This is a genomic window from Pseudomonas sp. RA_105y_Pfl2_P56, from assembly GCF_963970845.1.
GTDB classification, from domain to species: Bacteria; Pseudomonadota; Gammaproteobacteria; order Pseudomonadales; family Pseudomonadaceae; genus Aquipseudomonas; species Aquipseudomonas baetica_A.
Genome location: NZ_CAXAPL010000040.1, coordinates 1 through 15,945, shown reverse-complemented (window position 1 = coordinate 15,945; position 15,945 = coordinate 1). Strand labels below are relative to the sequence as shown.

The window sequence follows — 15,945 nt, the reverse complement described above, 5'->3', positions numbered from 1 at the left end:
ATGGGTCTGCAAATCGGTTTTTTCGCGCTGCTGTTATTGGTGATCGCCCTCGCCGCGTCGACGTTTCGCATCCTGCGCGAATACGAACGCGGCGTGGTGTTCCAGCTCGGGCGCTTCTGGCAAGTCAAAGGTCCGGGGCTGATCCTGCTGATTCCGGTGGTTCAGCAAATGGTTCGGGTCGACTTGCGCACCATCGTTCTCGATGTACCGCCGCAGGATGTGATTACCCGCGACAACGTTTCGGTGAAGGTCAATGCAGTGCTGTACTTTCGCGTGCTCGACCCACAAAAGGCGATCATTCAGGTCGAGAACTTCCTCTCCGCCACCAGCCAGTTGGCTCAGACCACCCTGCGTGCGGTACTGGGCAAGCATGAGCTGGATGAATTGCTGGCCGAGCGCGAGCAGTTGAACATCGACATCCAGCAAGTGCTCGACGCCCAGACTGACGTGTGGGGCATCAAGGTCGCCAACGTTGAGATCAAGCACGTCGACCTCAATGAGTCGATGGTGCGCGCCATCGCCAAACAGGCCGAAGCCGAACGGGAACGACGGGCCAAGGTGATTCACGCCGAAGGCGAGTTGCAGGCCTCGGAAAAACTCATGCAGGCCGCCGAAATGCTTGGCCGTCAGCCAGGGGCCATGCAGTTGCGTTATATGCAGACCTTGAGTTCGATTGCCGGCGACAAGAGTTCGACCATCGTCTTTCCGCTGCCGATAGAGTTACTCAAGGGGATGGCGGATTTGTCGGCCAAGTCCTGAGATGACGCAAGCGTTCCAGCGCTTCATAGGGCGCGTGCGCGAAATGTTGCACATGCCTGTGCAACAACGCCGAAGCCGCGCCGCGCTTTTCGTCGCTGTCGGCGACGAACGTCCGTGAGGGCTGCTTGGCATGTTGCGCCGTCGCCGCGAACGCCTGCTGAAGCTGCTCAGCGCTCAACTGAAAAAAACTTGCCAATCGCCCTGCCATCGCCCCGGGCAACTCGCTGTAATTGACGGGCAGCCCACCTGACACTTCGCATTGCGTCCTACCCGCCTCCAGCAATCGACCCAAGCGCCGGGCAATGAAATCCTCACGCCCCTCAAACGGCAAACCGTCCTCCAGCACGCAGTCGCCGAGCATGCCCGGCACCATGTGCATGCCCGGGCGGCGCAGGTGGGAAACGGCGATTTCCAACGGGTCGCGATACAGAAACAACCATGGCGTATCAGGAAAACAGTCTTGCAGGAGCGGCCACTCACCGATGTTCCACGCATCAAGCTTGATCACCAACCGCTGCTCCACGCCTCGACGACGCTGCCCGTAAGCCGAGAGCAATCCGCTGATAGCGGCTCGACGTTCAGACGCCGGCAGATCGCTGCGCAACAAGGCGTCCAGCGGCGGTGGTTCCGAGACGACGATGTGGTCATCGAGCCGGGCGAGCATCTGGCTGATCAGCGTCGAGCCGCAGCGCGAGGCGTGCAAAATGAATGCGCTCGGCGCCACCCCCGGACTTTGCGCCTGCCAATCGGTCAGCGCCGACAGCGGCGTCTGTCGACGAAATGCCTGATTGAACGGCAGGCGCAATGCCTCCTCGACCGCGTCGCGAAAAAAGGGCTGATGCAGTGGCGTATCGCCGAACCAGCACCAATCCACCTGCCAACGCCCTGCGACCGGCCAGACACGCACCGGTAACCAGCCGTCCAGGTTCAGCCGCTCCATTGTTCGTTCCATTGCCGCCGTCCCTGGCGCATCGCCGCGCGCAGTTCTTCGCGAGAGAACGGCAAGCCCTGTTCGGCGGCCAGTTCGAGGGTTCGCGTGATGAACTGTTCAGGGTCGTTGAGTGCCCGCAAGGTTGAGGACAGCGAGGCATCCTCAGCGACCAGTCGCTGAAAACGCTGCAGCGCCGTGTCGGCCCATTGCGCTGGAGGCGTACTCGGCAGCCCTTCATCAATCATCCGCGCAAGCCAGGCGCCAGGCCGGCAGTCGAGCACCAGATGAACCCGCGTCGAGGTATCGCGGTTAACCACCCGATGCGGTCGTGCCAGATCGAGAAACCAGCATTGCCCCGCCATCATCGGCACACGTTGACCGTCGAGCCAGAAATCCACATCGGGTGGACTGAGCAACGGAATGTGCAGGCGCACATCGGCGTCTGGCTCGGCGAGATCGTAGTCGCGGTGCTCATGAATTCGCCCACCGGGGCCCAACCGCAACAATCGCGCACTGACGATGTCCAGTTGCAAATCCCGCAGACCGTGGCGCCAGCGCTCATCCAGCAGCCAAGGCGCGCGCAGTAACGGTTGACCGCGTCCGGGCGACAATTCGGTCAGCGCATCGGCCGCCGAAATCAGCGCCACGCCGCTCCAGTCTCCCGAGAAATATTGCGTGTTGAAGTGACTGCGCCAGGCGTCTTCGGCAATCGCCGCCAGCGCTTGTAACAACAGTGGCAAATCCACCGGCACCGGCAGTCGCGCATACGCCGGACGGCTCATGTCTTGGGCAGCACCGAGCAATCGCCGAGCCAGGTCAACAGACGATCAAGGCAGGCCTCAACGGTCTGCGTACCCGTATCGAGCACCAACGAGGCCTGCAACGGTGGCTCATACGGTGCCGAGACCCCGGTAAACCCGGCCAACTCACCCCGTCGCGCCCGAGCGTAATGCCCTTTCGGATCACGCTGCTCGCACACTGCCAATGAGGCGCTGCACCAGACCTCGCGATAGTCCTCGCCCAAACGCTGGGCAAAGACTTCTCGCAGTTCGGCCAATGGCGCAATCATTGCCAGAATCACGATCTGACCATTTTCCACCAGCAAAGCGGCGAGCTCGCTGGCGCGGCGAATGTTTTCCTGGCGATCCGCGTCACTGAATCCCAAATCCCGATTGAGCCCGATACGCAAGCTATCGCCATCAAGCACCACCGTTTGCCAGCCACACCCGAACATCGTGGCGTGCAGCGCTTGAGCCAGCGTCGATTTGCCCGCCGCCGGCAAACCGGTCAGCAGAATGGCCGCACCGCGATGTCCATTGCGGACCTCGCGCTGCATACGGCTGATGCTGGCGCTTGGCGCCAGCACGTCATTGCGCGGAGGCATTCGCCACCACTGGCAACGAGATATCCCCCGCCGCCCACGCCGACTCACGATTGGCCAGTGCGTTGGCGATCGCCTGCACGTCCGTGGACTGCACTTGATCCGGTAACGGATCGAGCCCGGCACTGGCGAAGATCTGGCCGTAGGCATTGCGCAGGTCGGCGTAAGAAAGATCACGACGCAGGTCGGCTTGCAGGTTGTTCAGCTCACCCTGAATCAACTCCAGCTCACCAATGCCGGCGGCCTGATGACGATTGCGCAACTGGCCAACGATTTGCCCGTCAATGTCGGACAACTGCTGGCTGGTCTTGAACTGGCGCAACGCCTCTTGATAGTTGGCATTGGCCACATAGAGCTGCGCCAGCACTGCAATCGACATTGCCTGACGCCGTGCAGTGGCGACTTCTTCGCCGGCCTTGGCGACGTTGATCGCCGCCGGAGCAGAGATCACGTTGAACAGGTTCCAGGTGATTTTCACGCCGTAGTCGGCCCAGCCTTGCTCGACGAGGAACGAGTTGCTGTCGTAATGCCCGCCGGCCGAAAACTCCAGACCCGGCAGCAAGCGCAGCATGGCTTTGCGGGTCTCGGCGGCGCTGATGCGCGTCTGGTAATCCTGCTCGCGCAGCTCCGGACGGCTGGTCAAAGCCTCCTGTTCGAGTTTCGCCAGATCGACCTTGAGTTCGGGAACCTGATAACCATCATCAGTGGCCAACGTGAGATTTGTGCCCAGCGGCAGATTGATCAGGGTGGCCAGTTCGGTTTTCGCCAGCGACAGCGCACGGCGCTGCTCCTCCAATTGCCGCGTGGCTTCGATGAGTGAGCGCTGATAACCCAAGGCCTGAACCGGGTCGCCAATGCGCTGCTCGCTCATGCTCTGGCTGTTTTTCCGGGCCGTGTCGACCCGCGCCATCAGGCTGTCGATCTGCTTGAGCAGACGTTCGGCGGCCATCGCTCGCCAGTACGCCGAGCGCACATCCTGGACGATGGTGTTGATCACTTTGCGCCGACGTTCCTGCACGATCAGGCGCTGGTCACCCTGTTGTTTGGCGCTGATATAGCTGACACCGAAGTCGAGGACGTTCCAGACCATGGTCAGATCCGCCACTTCGCGGTCACGATCCTGCGAGGTCGACGGTTCCAGCGACTGGGTGCCGGTGCGCACGCTCTGGCTACTGGAAGCACTGACGTTGTTACGCCCCACATACCCGGCATCCAGCGCCATGCGCGGCAACATGTCGAAACTGGCGAGGTCGAGCTGCCGCTTGGCCAGCGCTTCCTCCATGATCTTCAAGCGGCCTTCAAGGTTGTACTTCACTGCGCGGGCCATGGCCTGATGCAGCGTCAGGGGGCCGCGCAGCGGTTCCTGATCCTTGTACATGTTTTGCAGGTCGGTTCTGGCCCGCTGCTCACTGACGCTGCGCTCAATCGGTTCGCTGGTGACTGCACACCCGCTGATCGCCAGCGCCAGCAGGCTGGCGCCGAACAACTTCTGACTTCTTTTCATCCGTGGATCGCCCCTAGGTCCCGCTCAGTGTTAAGTAGTGGTGTGTTGTCAGGCCGATATTTCGCTGATGCCGGCCTGTTGCAGAGCGGACGCCAGGTTGTCGACCCGGTGCTGCTCGCTGTCTTTGAGTTGCTGCAGTTGCTCAACCAGAGACGGGGCGCCAAACACGCCACGCAGCCCTTGGGAAACATCGCCAGCCTTGATCGAATGGCTGCCGAAGGCATTCAGCGAATCACGCGCGGCCTCGCTGTTCTGATTGAACAGACTGGAGAGCGTGCTGGTGCCGAACACCCCGCCATCACCGCCGCCAAAGCCAAGGAAACCATGGCCGGCGCCGTCACCAACGTTGTCACTGCTGCTGAACACCTGGGCAAGGAAACTCGGGCTCAGGGCACCGTGGTTCATGAATATGTCGCCCAGGGGGCGGATGCCGTTGCCGATCACCCGTTGTTCGAACAACGGCGTAAAAGTCAGCGGTGAGCCAAGGTCGCCCGTCGGGGCGCTGAACACGATCGGTTGCAGCGCGGTGTAAGGCACATCGGGGAACGTCACCGGATCACTGCTGCGGAACTGTGGATTCGGCGAGACCACGAAGGTCGGCGTCGTAGCCGTGTTCACCACGTAGTTGCCGGACTGGCTCACACCGCTGCCGCTATTGCCCGCCAGGTCACTGACGCCGCCCCGGTTGACGGTAATCGCATTGCTGGCGCTGCTGACATTGGCGCTTGGCGTCAGGGTCGCAGTCCAGGTCTTGCCGCCGTCGTTGCTGCTCAGGTTGGACAAGGTGCCATTGGCGACACTGATATCAGAGAGATCAAAACCGCTGACCGCCTCATTGAAGGTGATCGTCACCTGCGAGGTCTGGCCAACATCCAGGTTCGGATTGGCGACCACCACCGTGGCGGTCGGCCGTTCGCTGTCCAGGGCATAGTTGTTCGACACCGCCACGGTGCTGCCGACGTTGCCCGCCAGATCCGTGACGTTGCTCGTGTCGAGCGCGATGAAATTGCTCGGGTCGGTCACATTGGCGGTTGGCGTGAACATGGCGGTCCAGGTTTTGCCGCCGTCATTGCTGCTCAGGTTGCTCAATTCGCCGTTGGTCACGCTCAGGTCGGACAGGTCGAAGTTGCTCACCGCCTCGCTGAAGGTGAACGTCACGGTGGTGGTCTGGCCTATACCCAGAGTCGGGTTGGCGACCACGATGCTCACCGTTGGCCGGGTCGCGTCGAGCACGTAATTATTGGAGATGGCGATGCTCGCACCGAGGTTGCCGGCCAGGTCCTGCACGCCGGCAGTGTCGATCACGATCAGGTTGGTCGCATCGTTGACGTTGGCAGTCGGCGTCAGCGTGGCGATCCAGGTGATGCCGCCATCGCTGCTGCTCAGGTTCGACAGCGTGCCGTTGGCGACGCTGATGTCCGACAGGTCAAAGCCGCTCACCGCTTCACTGAAGGTGATCGTCACGGTGGTGGTTTCGCCGATGCCCAGGCGATTGTCGGCCACCACGATCGTGGCGGTGGGCAGTGCGGTGTCGATCGCGAAATTATTCGAGTCCGTGGTGCCCACGCCGCTGTTGCCCGATATATTGACCACACCGCTGTTGTCGAGGGTGATGACGTTGGTCGTGTCAGTGATATTGCCGGTGGGTGTGAACGTCGCCGTCCAGGTAATGCCGCCGTCAATGCTCACGACGTTGCTCAGGGCGCCATTGACGATGGTCAGATCAGCGTTACTGAAGTCTGCGACGGCCTCGCTGAAGGTAATGGTCACCGTCGAGGTTTCCCCGGCCTTGAGCGCGGTGTCTGCGACAACAATGGTTGCGGTCGGCACTTCGGTCAGCACCGCGTAATTGCCCGAGTTGGTGGAGCCGGTGCCGGCATTACCGGCCAGATCGCTGATGCCGGTATTGTTCAGGGTGATCAGGTTGGTGAAGTCGCTGACGCCAATGGTCGGGGTAAACGTAGCCGTCCAGGTGATACCGCCGTCGCTCGACGACACGTTGCTCAGCGTGCCATTGGCGACGCTCAGGTCGGAATTGTCGAAACCGGTCACCGCTTCGCTGAAGGTGATGGTCACGGTCGCTGTTTCACCGGGGCGCAGATCGTTGTCGCTCATGACGATCGTGGCGGTCGGACGCTGACTGTCGACGGCGTAGTTGTTCGAATCGGTGGTGCCGCTCCCGGCATTGCCTGCCCCGTCAACGACACCGGTGTTGTCCAGGGTGATCAGGTTGCTGGTGTCGGTGATGCCGGCCGCTGGGGTAAACGTCGCGGTATAAGTGATGTTGTCCGAGGTGCTCAGCCCGGAAAGTGTGCCGTTTTCGGCGGTCAGGTCAGCCAGGGTGAAACCGGTCACCGCCTCGCTGAAGGTGATGGTCACCGTGGTGGTCTGGCCAACGCCCAACGCCGTGTCCGCCACCACAATGGTCGCGGTCGGACGCTGGGTGTCGATGGCGTAATTATTCGAATCAGTGGTGCCGACCCCCACGTTGCCAGACCCGCTCTGCACCCCGGTATTGTCCAGGGTAATCAGGTTGGTCGCGTCGGTGATATTGGCGCTCGGGGTAAAGGTCGCCGTCCAGGTAATGCCGCCGTCGCTGCTGCTCACGGCGCTCAGCGTGCCGTTGGCGATGGTCAGGTCGGCATTACTGAAGCCCATCACGGCCTCGGAGAAGGTGATCGTCACCGTGGTGGTCTCGCCGATGCTCAGGCTGTTGTCGGCGACCACGATCGTGGCCGTCGGCACCATCGTGTCGATCACGAAATTGCCGGAGTTGGTGACGCCGGTGCCGGCGTTACCGGCCAGGTCAGCGATGCCGGTGTTGTTCAGGCCTATAACGTTGCTCGTATCGTTGACCCCGAGTGTGGGCGTGTACGTCGCCGTCCAGGTGATGCCGCCATCGCTGCTGCTCACGGCGGTCAACGTGCCATTGGGAATGTTCAGATCGGCGTTGGTGAAGCCTGTCACGGCCTCGGAAAAGGTGATGGTCACCAGCGAGGTTTCACCGGCACTGAGGCTGGTATCGGCCAGCACGATGGTCGCGGTCGGGCGTTGCGTGTCGATGGCGTAGTTGTTCGAATCGGTGGTGCCGCTGCCGGCGTTACCGGCCAGGTCAGCGATGCCGGTGTTGTCCAGGGTCACCAGGTTGGTGGCGTCGGTGATATTGCTGGTCGGGGTGAACGTTGCCGTCCAGGTGACACCGCCATCGCTGCTGCTCACGGCCGTCAGCGTGCCATTGGCGATGGTCAGATCGGCGTTGCTGAACCCGTTCACCGCTTCGGAGAAGGTGACGGTCACCAACGAGGTTTCGCCGATTTTCAAGGCAGTGTCGGCAAACACGACGGTGGCCGTCGGGCGCTGGTTGTCGATGGCGTAGTTGTTGGAGTCGGTGGTGCCGCTGCCGGCATTGCCGTTCGAGTCACTGACCCCGCTGTTGTCCAGGGTGATCAGGTTGGTGGCATCGGTAATGTTGGCGGTCGGCGTGAAGGTTGCCGTCCAGGTGATCCCCCCATCGCTGCTGCTCACGGCGCTCAGCGTGCCATTGGCGATGGTCAGGTCGGCATTACTGAAACCCGTCACGGCTTCAGAGAAGGTGATGGTCACCAACGAGGTTTCGCCGATTCTCAAGGCGTTGTCGGCGACGACGATGGTCGCGGTCGGACGCTGCGTGTCGATGGCGTAGTTGTTCGAATCGGTGGTGCCGCTGCCGGCATTGCCGGACAGATCGGAGATACCGGTGTTGTCCAGGGTGATCAGGTTGGTGGTATCGCTGACGTTATTGGTTGGCGTGAAGGTCGCCGTCCAGGTGATCCCGCCGTCGCTGCTGCTCAAACCGCTCACGCTGCCGTTGGCCACGGACAGATCGGCGGTGGTGAAACCGGTCACGGCCTCGCTGAACGTGATGGTGACCTGCGAGGTTTCCCCAGCCTTGAGCGCGGTGTCCGCGACGACAAGGGTGGCCGTCGGGCGCACAGTGTCGATGGCGTAGTTGTTGGAATCGGTCGTACCGCTGCCGGCGTTACCGGCCAGATCAGCGATCCCGGTGTTATCCAGCGTGACCACGTTAGTGGTGTCGGTGACACCGGCGCTCGGCGTAAACGTCGCCGTCCAGGTAATACCTCCGTCGCTGCTGCTCACGGCGGACAACGTACCGTTGGCGATGGTCAGGTCGGCGTTGGTGAAACCGCTGACCGCTTCAGTGAAGGTGATGGTCACCAGCGACGTTTCACCGATTTTCAGGGCCGTGTCAGCGACAACGACAGTGGCTGTCGGGCGCTGGGTATCGATCACATAGTTGCTGGAATTGGTGGTTCCGATACCCACGGTACCGTCAGAGACGGTCGCCACACCGGTGTTGTCCAGAGTGATGACGTTGGTGGTGTCGGTAATCCCGTTGGTCGGCGTGAAAGTCGCGGTCCAGGTGATTCCGCCATCGCTGCTGCTCACGGCCGTCAACGTGCCGTTGGCGATGGTCAGGTCGGCATTGGTGAAACCGGTGACTGCCGTGTTGAAGGTGATGGTCACCAGCGAGGTTTCGCCAATTTTCAGGGCGCTGTCCGCCAGTACGATGGTCGCGGTCGGTGGCTCGACGTAGTTGGGGTTGTACGTGCCGCCGGTACTGTAAACCGCAGCCGTGGAACTGGGCGAAGCGCCTGCCGAGCCGCTGTTTGAAGGACCGCCAGCACCACTGGCCGCCGCGTTGCCGGTCATGGCGGCGACGTTGGCAGCGGTGATCAATACCGTACCGCCGTTGTTCCAGATGGCCCCGACGCCGCGGCCACCATCACCGCCGTTGGCAAGGTTGCCGCCGCTGCCACCCCCACCGCCGCCACCACCCGCCGCGAGGTTGTTGCTGATGACTGACGTGCCGATGACTTTCAAGGTGCCGGTCGAGGCGTTGTAAATACCGCCGGCCGCGCTGCCACCAACGCCGCCGACCGCGTTCCAGCCCGAACCACCACCGCCGCCACCAATGGACAGCGTGCCATTGGTCGCGGAGCCGCCGTTGCCGCCGTGACTGTAGCCGGAGGCGCCATTGCCGCCGACGCCGCCAATGTTGGTACCGCCGCGCCCGCCCATGTCGTTCTGGGTGTAGCCGCCGCCATAACCACCGGTATTGGCAGTGCCGGCCCCACCGGCATAGCTCAAGTTGCCTGGGCCTGTCGAACCGCCATGGCCACCGTTACCGCCACCGATCCCACCGCCGCCACCGCCGCCGCCGCCGGAGTATCCACCGGACACGCCACCACCACCGCCGCCACCGGAAGCGGCGTTGGCAGTCACCGTCACGTTATTGAGCGTAAGAATGCCGGCGTTGAAAATCCCGCCACCCATGGCGCCCGCCGCTGCCGCGCCACCGTTACCGCCGTTGCCGGCCACCAGTCCCTTGGTAATCACCAGCCCGTCCAGTGTCACGGTGCTGCCGGAAGTGACTTCCACCACACGGGTCTTGTATTGCCCATCGAGGGTCACGTCAGCCACGCCGTCGTTATTCAGATCGCCATCGACGGTGATGTTCTTGTTGATCAACAACTCGGAGTTGAGCTGCACGGTCATGCCGGCGTTGAACGTGACAATGTCGCCGTTTTGCGCAGACGCCAGTGCGGTACGCAACGAGCCGACACCCGAGTCGAGGTTGTTAGTCGCGGTCCAGGTGGCCAGGCCCCACTGATATTCGCTCATGGCCTTGGTCGACAGGACGTTGGCGCTTTCGATGGTGCCGGTGGCAATTTCCAGATCCCAGTCGCCGCCGACACCGGTGCGGTTGTTCGAAGCGGCCACATCCCGGCCGGTCAGCTGCGCCAGCGAGTCGACGAAACTCAAGCCGCGATCCCCCTCGGCGGTGTAGCAGCCGTAGATCAGGATGTCGCCGCCAACGTTCATGTCCTTGCCGATTTCGCCGAGGATCGCACTGCGTTGCGCGACGTTGTCGGCAGACAGATAACTGTTGCCCAGCCACAGATCGCCGGCGTTGCCGTGGGCAATGATCTGCACCGAGCTGACGCCTTGATGCTGATCGAGATAATCGGCGATCTGTTGCAAGCCGTCCTTGGTCGCGTCGAGTTTCACCACCTGAGTGCCGGGAGCAATGCCCTGGAGCAGGCTGTCGGCGTCCTTGACCCGGGAATCGACGAACACCACGCTCTGACCCGGCACGGCGACGGGGCTGGCGGCTGGTGTCGCATCGGCCTGACCGTGGGTGTCCTTACTGGCCACCGGCTGATCGGCCGTCGGCGTTTTCGCTGCATCCGCCGTGGCGTGGCTGTCAGCCTGGGCAGCGGTATCGGCCACCGTTGCCGCAACGGCACCGTCGAACAGCATGCGCGGCTCCAGCGACATGATCATCGGCGCGGCAAGCGTCTGCTGACATTCGGTTACTCGCGACTTCTGCTTGCTCCACCACATGCTGCTCACCCGGATTCGAACACAGTTATTGACGCATCAATGAAAAACGCCGCGATCAACTGATCGCGGCGTCGGACTTCATACGAATGACATTGGCAGCGCTGGCTGAGCCATCGAGCCAAAAAGACAAATCAGCGTATTGCTTGAACAGGTCCGGCGGCAGAATCGTGCGCCGAGACTCCAGAGCGACCTTGGGTTTGACCTTGTGCAGGCCGGCAACGCCCAGGGCTTGATCGAATTGCGGCGCGTCGTACGCCAGATGGTCAAAATCGTGTTCGAACCATGGCTCGCCGATAAAATCGTAGACCAGCCGCAGTACCCGCTCCGGGGCCTGGGTCAGCAAGTCGTAATCGATGATCAGCAGCGAGTCGGCGTGCTCGCCGTAATAGGCTTCCTTGAGCGCCGCCCAGGCAAAACCCACCAGCCGGTTACGCTGAGCCAGGGTTTCGCAGCGGCTGTAGACCGTGTTGCGCTCGACGGCGTCGCCGAACAGCTTGGTGTTTTCGTAAGGATTGGCGCGGTAGAGGCGTTCAAGGCTGTCCATCACCCACGCGACGTTGCGCACGCAAGCGATGATTTTGGCGTTGGGGAACAGGTCGTTGAGCGCGGGCAGCCGCGAGCTCCATTGACGGTTGGTGTCGAACACCACCGGTTTGTCGGTCTTGTCGGCGTAGTAGGAATCGAAAAGACCCCGCAGCAAACGGCGGCGCGTCTCGGTGTCGATCACCGCGCCGAACTCACTGCCGGCGCTGCATTGCTCCAGCACACTGGCAAACAGCGAGCCCACCGGGCTGGTCATACCGGCGTGAAACCGCGGATTCTGCAACAGGATCGCAGAAAGCAGGGTCGAGCCTGAGCGCGGCAAACCGGCGACAAAGTGGAACTGCTGCAATCCATTCACCGTAATCGGAAGTCCTTTTGTTCGACGAAGCGTAGTTCAAGAACAACCCTACGACTAGTAGTGTTTTGACATCATTCAAGAGCAAAAAGGACTAACCGGTTAAATTTTTATCGCGAATAAAAAGGTGAATCGATTAAGTCCGCGCAGGACTTATTCCACTGCCGGCTTCACGACGAATAATCGCGCTTGCGCCCCACCGGCGCGCACCTCGGCGCCGACTTGCCAAGTCGCCGGCAATGGCAGGAATTCTCCAGGTTCATCGAGCGTTCCCACCAGCCAGACCCGGCGATAGCCCGTCAGTTCGGCCAAGCTGTCGAGGTAGACGCCAGGGGTGACCAGCGTGCCAAAACCGTATTCGTTCGGCCGCGTCGAATGGCCGTCCGCGCGGGGTGGCGTGTAGAGACGCACTTGAGCGCCGGTTTGATCGTAATAGACGTAGCTCAGGTACCAGAGCATGTCGCTGATGACGATGCCGTCACCGGGCTGGAAGTGCTGATTGACGTAACTCACCATATGGTCGAGTTGATCATTGCTGTCGACCGTGGCGTTGTTGTTCACGCCAATCAGTTCGACCCCGACCAGCGACACCAGCACCGCCAGCGCCAGGCTCCGTACACGGCTGTACAAACGGTCGATGGCCAACGCCGCAAGCATCGGCAGGCCCAACGCAAACGCCGTCAGGTAGCGTTCGATGAACACCGGGGTGATGAACGACACCGCAAACACCAGCAACAGCGGCAGGCCGGTGTAGAGCGCCAGCAGCACACTGCCGCGCGACACGCTGCGGTCGCGGGCCAATGCCACCCCGGCCAGCACCAGCAAGGCCATTGGCATCGCGATGAAGACCAGCAGCGGCAGGTTTGCGCCATCATCCTGAATCAGCCAGGACCAGATCATCGCCGGCAACGAGGTCAGGCTCACGGGGTCTTCCCAGCCCACATCGCCAGCGGCCTTGAGCTGTTCCATGTGCTGCATCAGATTCAGCAGTTTGGGTAACCACGGCAGATAAAGTCCGGCAATGGCCAGGTTCGCCAGCCACCATGGCAGTTGTTGAATATGCCGGAATCGATAACCGCGTTGGGTACGAATCACGCCCAGATAAATCCAGTGACTCAACGCCGCCAACACCGCGAAGTAATGGGTGTAGAGCGCCGCGCTCATCAACAGCACGTAAAACACCCGATAACGCCTGCGTTGCGCATGTCTGATCCAGTAGACCAACGCCAGGCTCGCCGCAATGAGCAACAGCCCGAGCAGCGAATACATGCGCACTTCCTGGCTATAGCGCACCGCCGTGGGCAGCAACGCCAGCAGCACTCCGGCGATGATCGCGGCGCGGCGGGTGGCCAACCGATCCACCAGCCACACCCCTGCGCCCACCACAGCAATACCCAATAGCGCGCTGAGGCAACGGATCGCGAAAATCCCGTCACCGAACAGTTCGATCCAGCCATGCAGCAGCATGAAGTACAGCGGCGGATGCACATCGAACGCCGCATGGTTCCAGATCCCGCCCAGCGAATAACGCGCCAGCAGCAGGCTGGAACCTTCGTCGCCCCAGATCGCGGCGGCCGTCAAATCGTAAAAACGCACAATCGCGGCCAGCGCCATGATGGGCAGCAGCCATTGTTTTTTCGCCCAAAGGATCACTCGCCAGTTGCCGAACCAGGAGCCGGGTGTTGCCTGGGGGTCTTGCGTGTCGCCAACCGGCGTGACTCTGTTTAGCGTCATTGTTTCCTCTGGCCCGTGGCAAAACACTGCTAATGCAGATCCCCCGAAACCTGCCGGTCACTTTAGGTCAGCCACGCGACAGCCGTCGATGCCGGCGTACTGTTTCACGACATTCGGCAACCTCGCCGATCCGGGTCTACGCTGAGCCGTGGCGTAATCTGGCAAAGGAGGGGGAGGCATCACCGCAGCCTGAATCCTCGCGCGGCCCGCCGACCATCAATCAGAAGGGAGAGGACTTTATGGACGTTTACATGGGCACTGTTTTGACGTTTGCCTTCAACTATGCGCCCAGCGGCTGGGCCTTGTGCAACGGTCAGATGATGAGTGTTTCGCAATACAGCGCGCTGTTTGCGTTGCTGGGCACCAACTATGGCGGCAACGGTGTCCAGACGTTCGGACTGCCCAATCTGCAGAGCCGAATGCCGGTCTGCCAGGGCACCGGTCCCGGCCTGTCGACTCGCGTAATGGGTGAAATTTCCGGCACTGAAGCCGTCATACCGACCCTCAATAATCTGCCGAACCACACTCACTCACTGGCTGGCCTCACGGCCACCACCACCGTGCAACTGGCCAACCCGGCGAGCAACCCGTTGGGCGCCCCGACGGCCACCAACGCCTATATCGGTGCTTCGGGCACCGGGCCCGGTCTGGCGAATATCTTCTCGGACGCACAAGGCGCTTCGCCCGTCGCCCTCAAAGGTGCGCAGACCGCGATCAGCGGGACCATCACCCCCACGGGCAACGGCCAGTCGATGGCGATCATGAACCCGTATCTGGTGCTCAACTTCAGCATCGCGCTGCAAGGCATTTTCCCGTCCCGCAACTGACCGACTGCCGGGGGTGGCTACCCTCCCCCGGTTTCCTGACTGGCTGGAGCGAAACCATGTTGCAAACGGTTCAAAGCCAACATTTCCAGGCGCTGCTGGGCCGGATTGGCACCCTGCACCTGCCCGATGGCAGTGCACTGCAGATCCATATCGAACACCTCGAAGAGCAGCCCGCCGCAAAAATGCGCTACAGCGAGCGAATGCCATTCAGTGTCGAACTGAGAAGTCTGGAGCCGACTGAATTTGTCGACGGATTGTGTGCGCTGGAACTGCCGGAAATCGGGCGAGTGCAGGACATCTTCGTGTCCCGGGTGCCGCCGATGGGGCGGGATCCGCAGTTGGGCTATTTCCACATCACCTTCAACTGACTCAACAACAATCCCCCGGTGGGAGCGGGTTTGCTCGCGAAGAGCCCTATCAGTCAATAGAGAGGGTGACTGACACCGCGCAATCGCGAGCAAGCTTGCTCCCACAGGGGGGTTGTGGTTTCAGGCCCGTGAGTCGAGGCCGCCAAGGGTCCGGTTGACCATCCATTTGCCGAGCACCAACCGCCACAAAAAATCGGAATAACCCTACACATAAAAGAGAATCACCCGGCATACAAGCTTGAGGTCGCTCGCCAAAGTCCCGCGTTTTGCAGAACGGGACACGGACGTGACCAGACTCATTAACCAACACGATACCCACGCCCAACAGGTACTCGACAGCCACCAAGCCATGGATACCTTTCGACAGGCTCTCAACCGCCCGGATGAACTGCCGGGCTTCGATGACCTGCTCAATGCAATGGGCCTCAATCAATCCAACTACCTGCAGGGTGCCAACCAGCGAAAACTCGTCGAAGCCATTCGCAACGGCGACTGGGTCGTGGTGAAACCACGCGTTGTTGCCGATAGCGGCGGCGCCTCCTGGAACGCCTTCAAACCCAAACCCGAGCCACCACCGGCGCAGCATCTGGTGGAAGAGCACGCCTACATCCTGCCGCAACCGGCAGAGTCGGGTTTTCACATCGTCCAAAAACCCATGAGCAGCGAAGCGCTGGAGCGTGCGCTCTACGAAACCACGCCCAGCGATGCCCTGCGCCGCGAATTCCGCTCCCTAAACCGCCATCTCGGCGAACAGGTCAAACCGGGACAAATGGTCATCTTCAGCGACTCGCGCAACTACATGTGCCGACGCGAAGAAGCGCAGATGATGGCGGCGGCGGCGGAAAAAGTGAATGAGGCGCTGAAAGATCTAACGGATGAAGAGGCGTCGTTCATGGTTGAACACCATGAGCGGGTAATTGCACAGACTTGCCCACCCATTTGCATTCGACCGAACCGGTCATTTGCATCGGATTTGACCAGCACGATTCGTGGGCATGACCGGCAGAAATCGGCCCAGAGTGTGTAAAAACGCGCTGATGCACTGTCGGCGCGCAGCGCCGACGGTTGTTAGCTGAGTAATTGCTCGCAACAAGTCCTGCGGATCATCACTAGGGCCTGGGAGCCCCTAGCGCCGCTT

11 protein-coding genes are annotated in these 15,945 nt (G+C 61.4%); 4 read left to right on the top strand and 7 right to left on the bottom strand.

Annotated elements, in window-relative coordinates; all coding sequences use genetic code 11:
- Positions 1–759: a slipin family protein gene (locus AACY11_RS22690; protein ID WP_339431633.1), complete on the top strand. Its 759-nt coding sequence runs from the start codon at positions 1–3 to the stop codon at positions 757–759.
- Here AACY11_RS22690 and AACY11_RS22685 read toward each other — a convergent pair.
- The 7 genes from AACY11_RS22685 to AACY11_RS22655 form a co-directional block, all read right to left on the bottom strand.
- Complete coding sequence (locus AACY11_RS22685; protein WP_339495766.1) at positions 725–1,699, bottom strand: sulfotransferase family protein; 975 nt, start codon at positions 1,697–1,699, stop codon at positions 725–727. The genes AACY11_RS22690 and AACY11_RS22685 overlap by 35 nt on opposite strands.
- Positions 1,687–2,472 (bottom strand): aspartyl/asparaginyl beta-hydroxylase domain-containing protein, encoded by a 786-nt coding sequence (locus AACY11_RS22680; RefSeq protein ID WP_339495755.1) that lies wholly within the window; start codon positions 2,470–2,472, stop codon positions 1,687–1,689. The genes AACY11_RS22685 and AACY11_RS22680 overlap by 13 nt, the downstream gene beginning before the upstream one ends.
- A complete protein-coding gene (cysC, locus tag AACY11_RS22675; protein WP_339431635.1) occupies positions 2,469–3,074 on the bottom strand; it encodes an adenylyl-sulfate kinase in 606 nt (201 codons plus the stop codon). Before cysC ends, AACY11_RS22680 begins: the two co-directional genes overlap by 4 nt.
- A complete protein-coding gene (locus AACY11_RS22670; protein ID WP_339431636.1) occupies positions 3,058–4,575 on the bottom strand; it encodes a TolC family protein in 1,518 nt (505 codons plus the stop codon). The genes cysC and AACY11_RS22670 overlap by 17 nt, the downstream gene beginning before the upstream one ends.
- Positions 4,576–4,623: 48 nt before the next feature.
- The gene (locus tag AACY11_RS22665; RefSeq protein WP_339495754.1) at positions 4,624–10,980 is read right to left on the bottom strand and encodes an Ig-like domain-containing protein; all 6,357 of its coding nucleotides are present in this window, start codon (positions 10,978–10,980) and stop codon (positions 4,624–4,626) included.
- Between the two features lie 55 nt (positions 10,981–11,035).
- Entirely contained in the window at positions 11,036–11,881 is an 846-nt protein-coding gene (locus AACY11_RS22660) for a sulfotransferase family protein (RefSeq protein ID WP_339431638.1), read from the bottom strand.
- Between the two features lie 150 nt (positions 11,882–12,031).
- Positions 12,032–13,612, bottom strand: coding sequence for a glycosyltransferase family 39 protein (locus AACY11_RS22655; protein WP_339495753.1), 1,581 nt, complete (start codon positions 13,610–13,612; stop codon positions 12,032–12,034).
- A 239-nt stretch (positions 13,613–13,851) separates the two neighbouring features.
- Between AACY11_RS22655 and AACY11_RS22650 the strand changes: the two genes are divergently transcribed.
- The 3 genes from AACY11_RS22650 to AACY11_RS22640 all read left to right on the top strand — a co-directional run bounded on the left by AACY11_RS22650 (position 13,852) and on the right by AACY11_RS22640 (position 15,834).
- Positions 13,852–14,439: a phage tail protein gene (locus AACY11_RS22650; protein WP_339431640.1), complete on the top strand. Its 588-nt coding sequence runs from the start codon at positions 13,852–13,854 to the stop codon at positions 14,437–14,439.
- 56 nt (positions 14,440–14,495) lie between these two features.
- Positions 14,496–14,807, top strand: coding sequence for a DUF6916 family protein (locus AACY11_RS22645; RefSeq protein ID WP_339431641.1), 312 nt, complete (start codon positions 14,496–14,498; stop codon positions 14,805–14,807).
- A gap of 286 nt (positions 14,808–15,093) precedes the next feature.
- The gene (locus AACY11_RS22640; RefSeq protein ID WP_339495752.1) at positions 15,094–15,834 is read left to right on the top strand and encodes a hypothetical protein; all 741 of its coding nucleotides are present in this window, start codon (positions 15,094–15,096) and stop codon (positions 15,832–15,834) included.
- Positions 15,835–15,945: the final 111 nt, after the last annotated feature.

What these genes read in the sequence shown, in the direction of transcription:
- AACY11_RS22690 (WP_339431633.1), top strand. Translation starts at nt 1, where the DNA reads ATGGGTCTGCAAATCGGTTTTTTCGCGCTGCTGTTATTGGTGATCGCC.
- AACY11_RS22685 (WP_339495766.1), bottom strand. Translation starts at nt 1,699, where the DNA reads ATGGAGCGGCTGAACCTGGACGGCTGGTTACCGGTGCGTGTCTGGCCG.
- AACY11_RS22680 (WP_339495755.1), bottom strand. Translation starts at nt 2,472, where the DNA reads ATGAGCCGTCCGGCGTATGCGCGACTGCCGGTGCCGGTGGATTTGCCA.
- cysC (WP_339431635.1), bottom strand. Translation starts at nt 3,074, where the DNA reads ATGCCTCCGCGCAATGACGTGCTGGCGCCAAGCGCCAGCATCAGCCGT.
- AACY11_RS22670 (WP_339431636.1), bottom strand. Translation starts at nt 4,575, where the DNA reads ATGAAAAGAAGTCAGAAGTTGTTCGGCGCCAGCCTGCTGGCGCTGGCG.
- AACY11_RS22665 (WP_339495754.1), bottom strand. Translation starts at nt 10,980, where the DNA reads ATGTGGTGGAGCAAGCAGAAGTCGCGAGTAACCGAATGTCAGCAGACG.
- AACY11_RS22655 (WP_339495753.1), bottom strand. Translation starts at nt 13,612, where the DNA reads ATGACGCTAAACAGAGTCACGCCGGTTGGCGACACGCAAGACCCCCAG.
- AACY11_RS22650 (WP_339431640.1), top strand. Translation starts at nt 13,852, where the DNA reads ATGGACGTTTACATGGGCACTGTTTTGACGTTTGCCTTCAACTATGCG.
- AACY11_RS22645 (WP_339431641.1), top strand. Translation starts at nt 14,496, where the DNA reads ATGTTGCAAACGGTTCAAAGCCAACATTTCCAGGCGCTGCTGGGCCGG.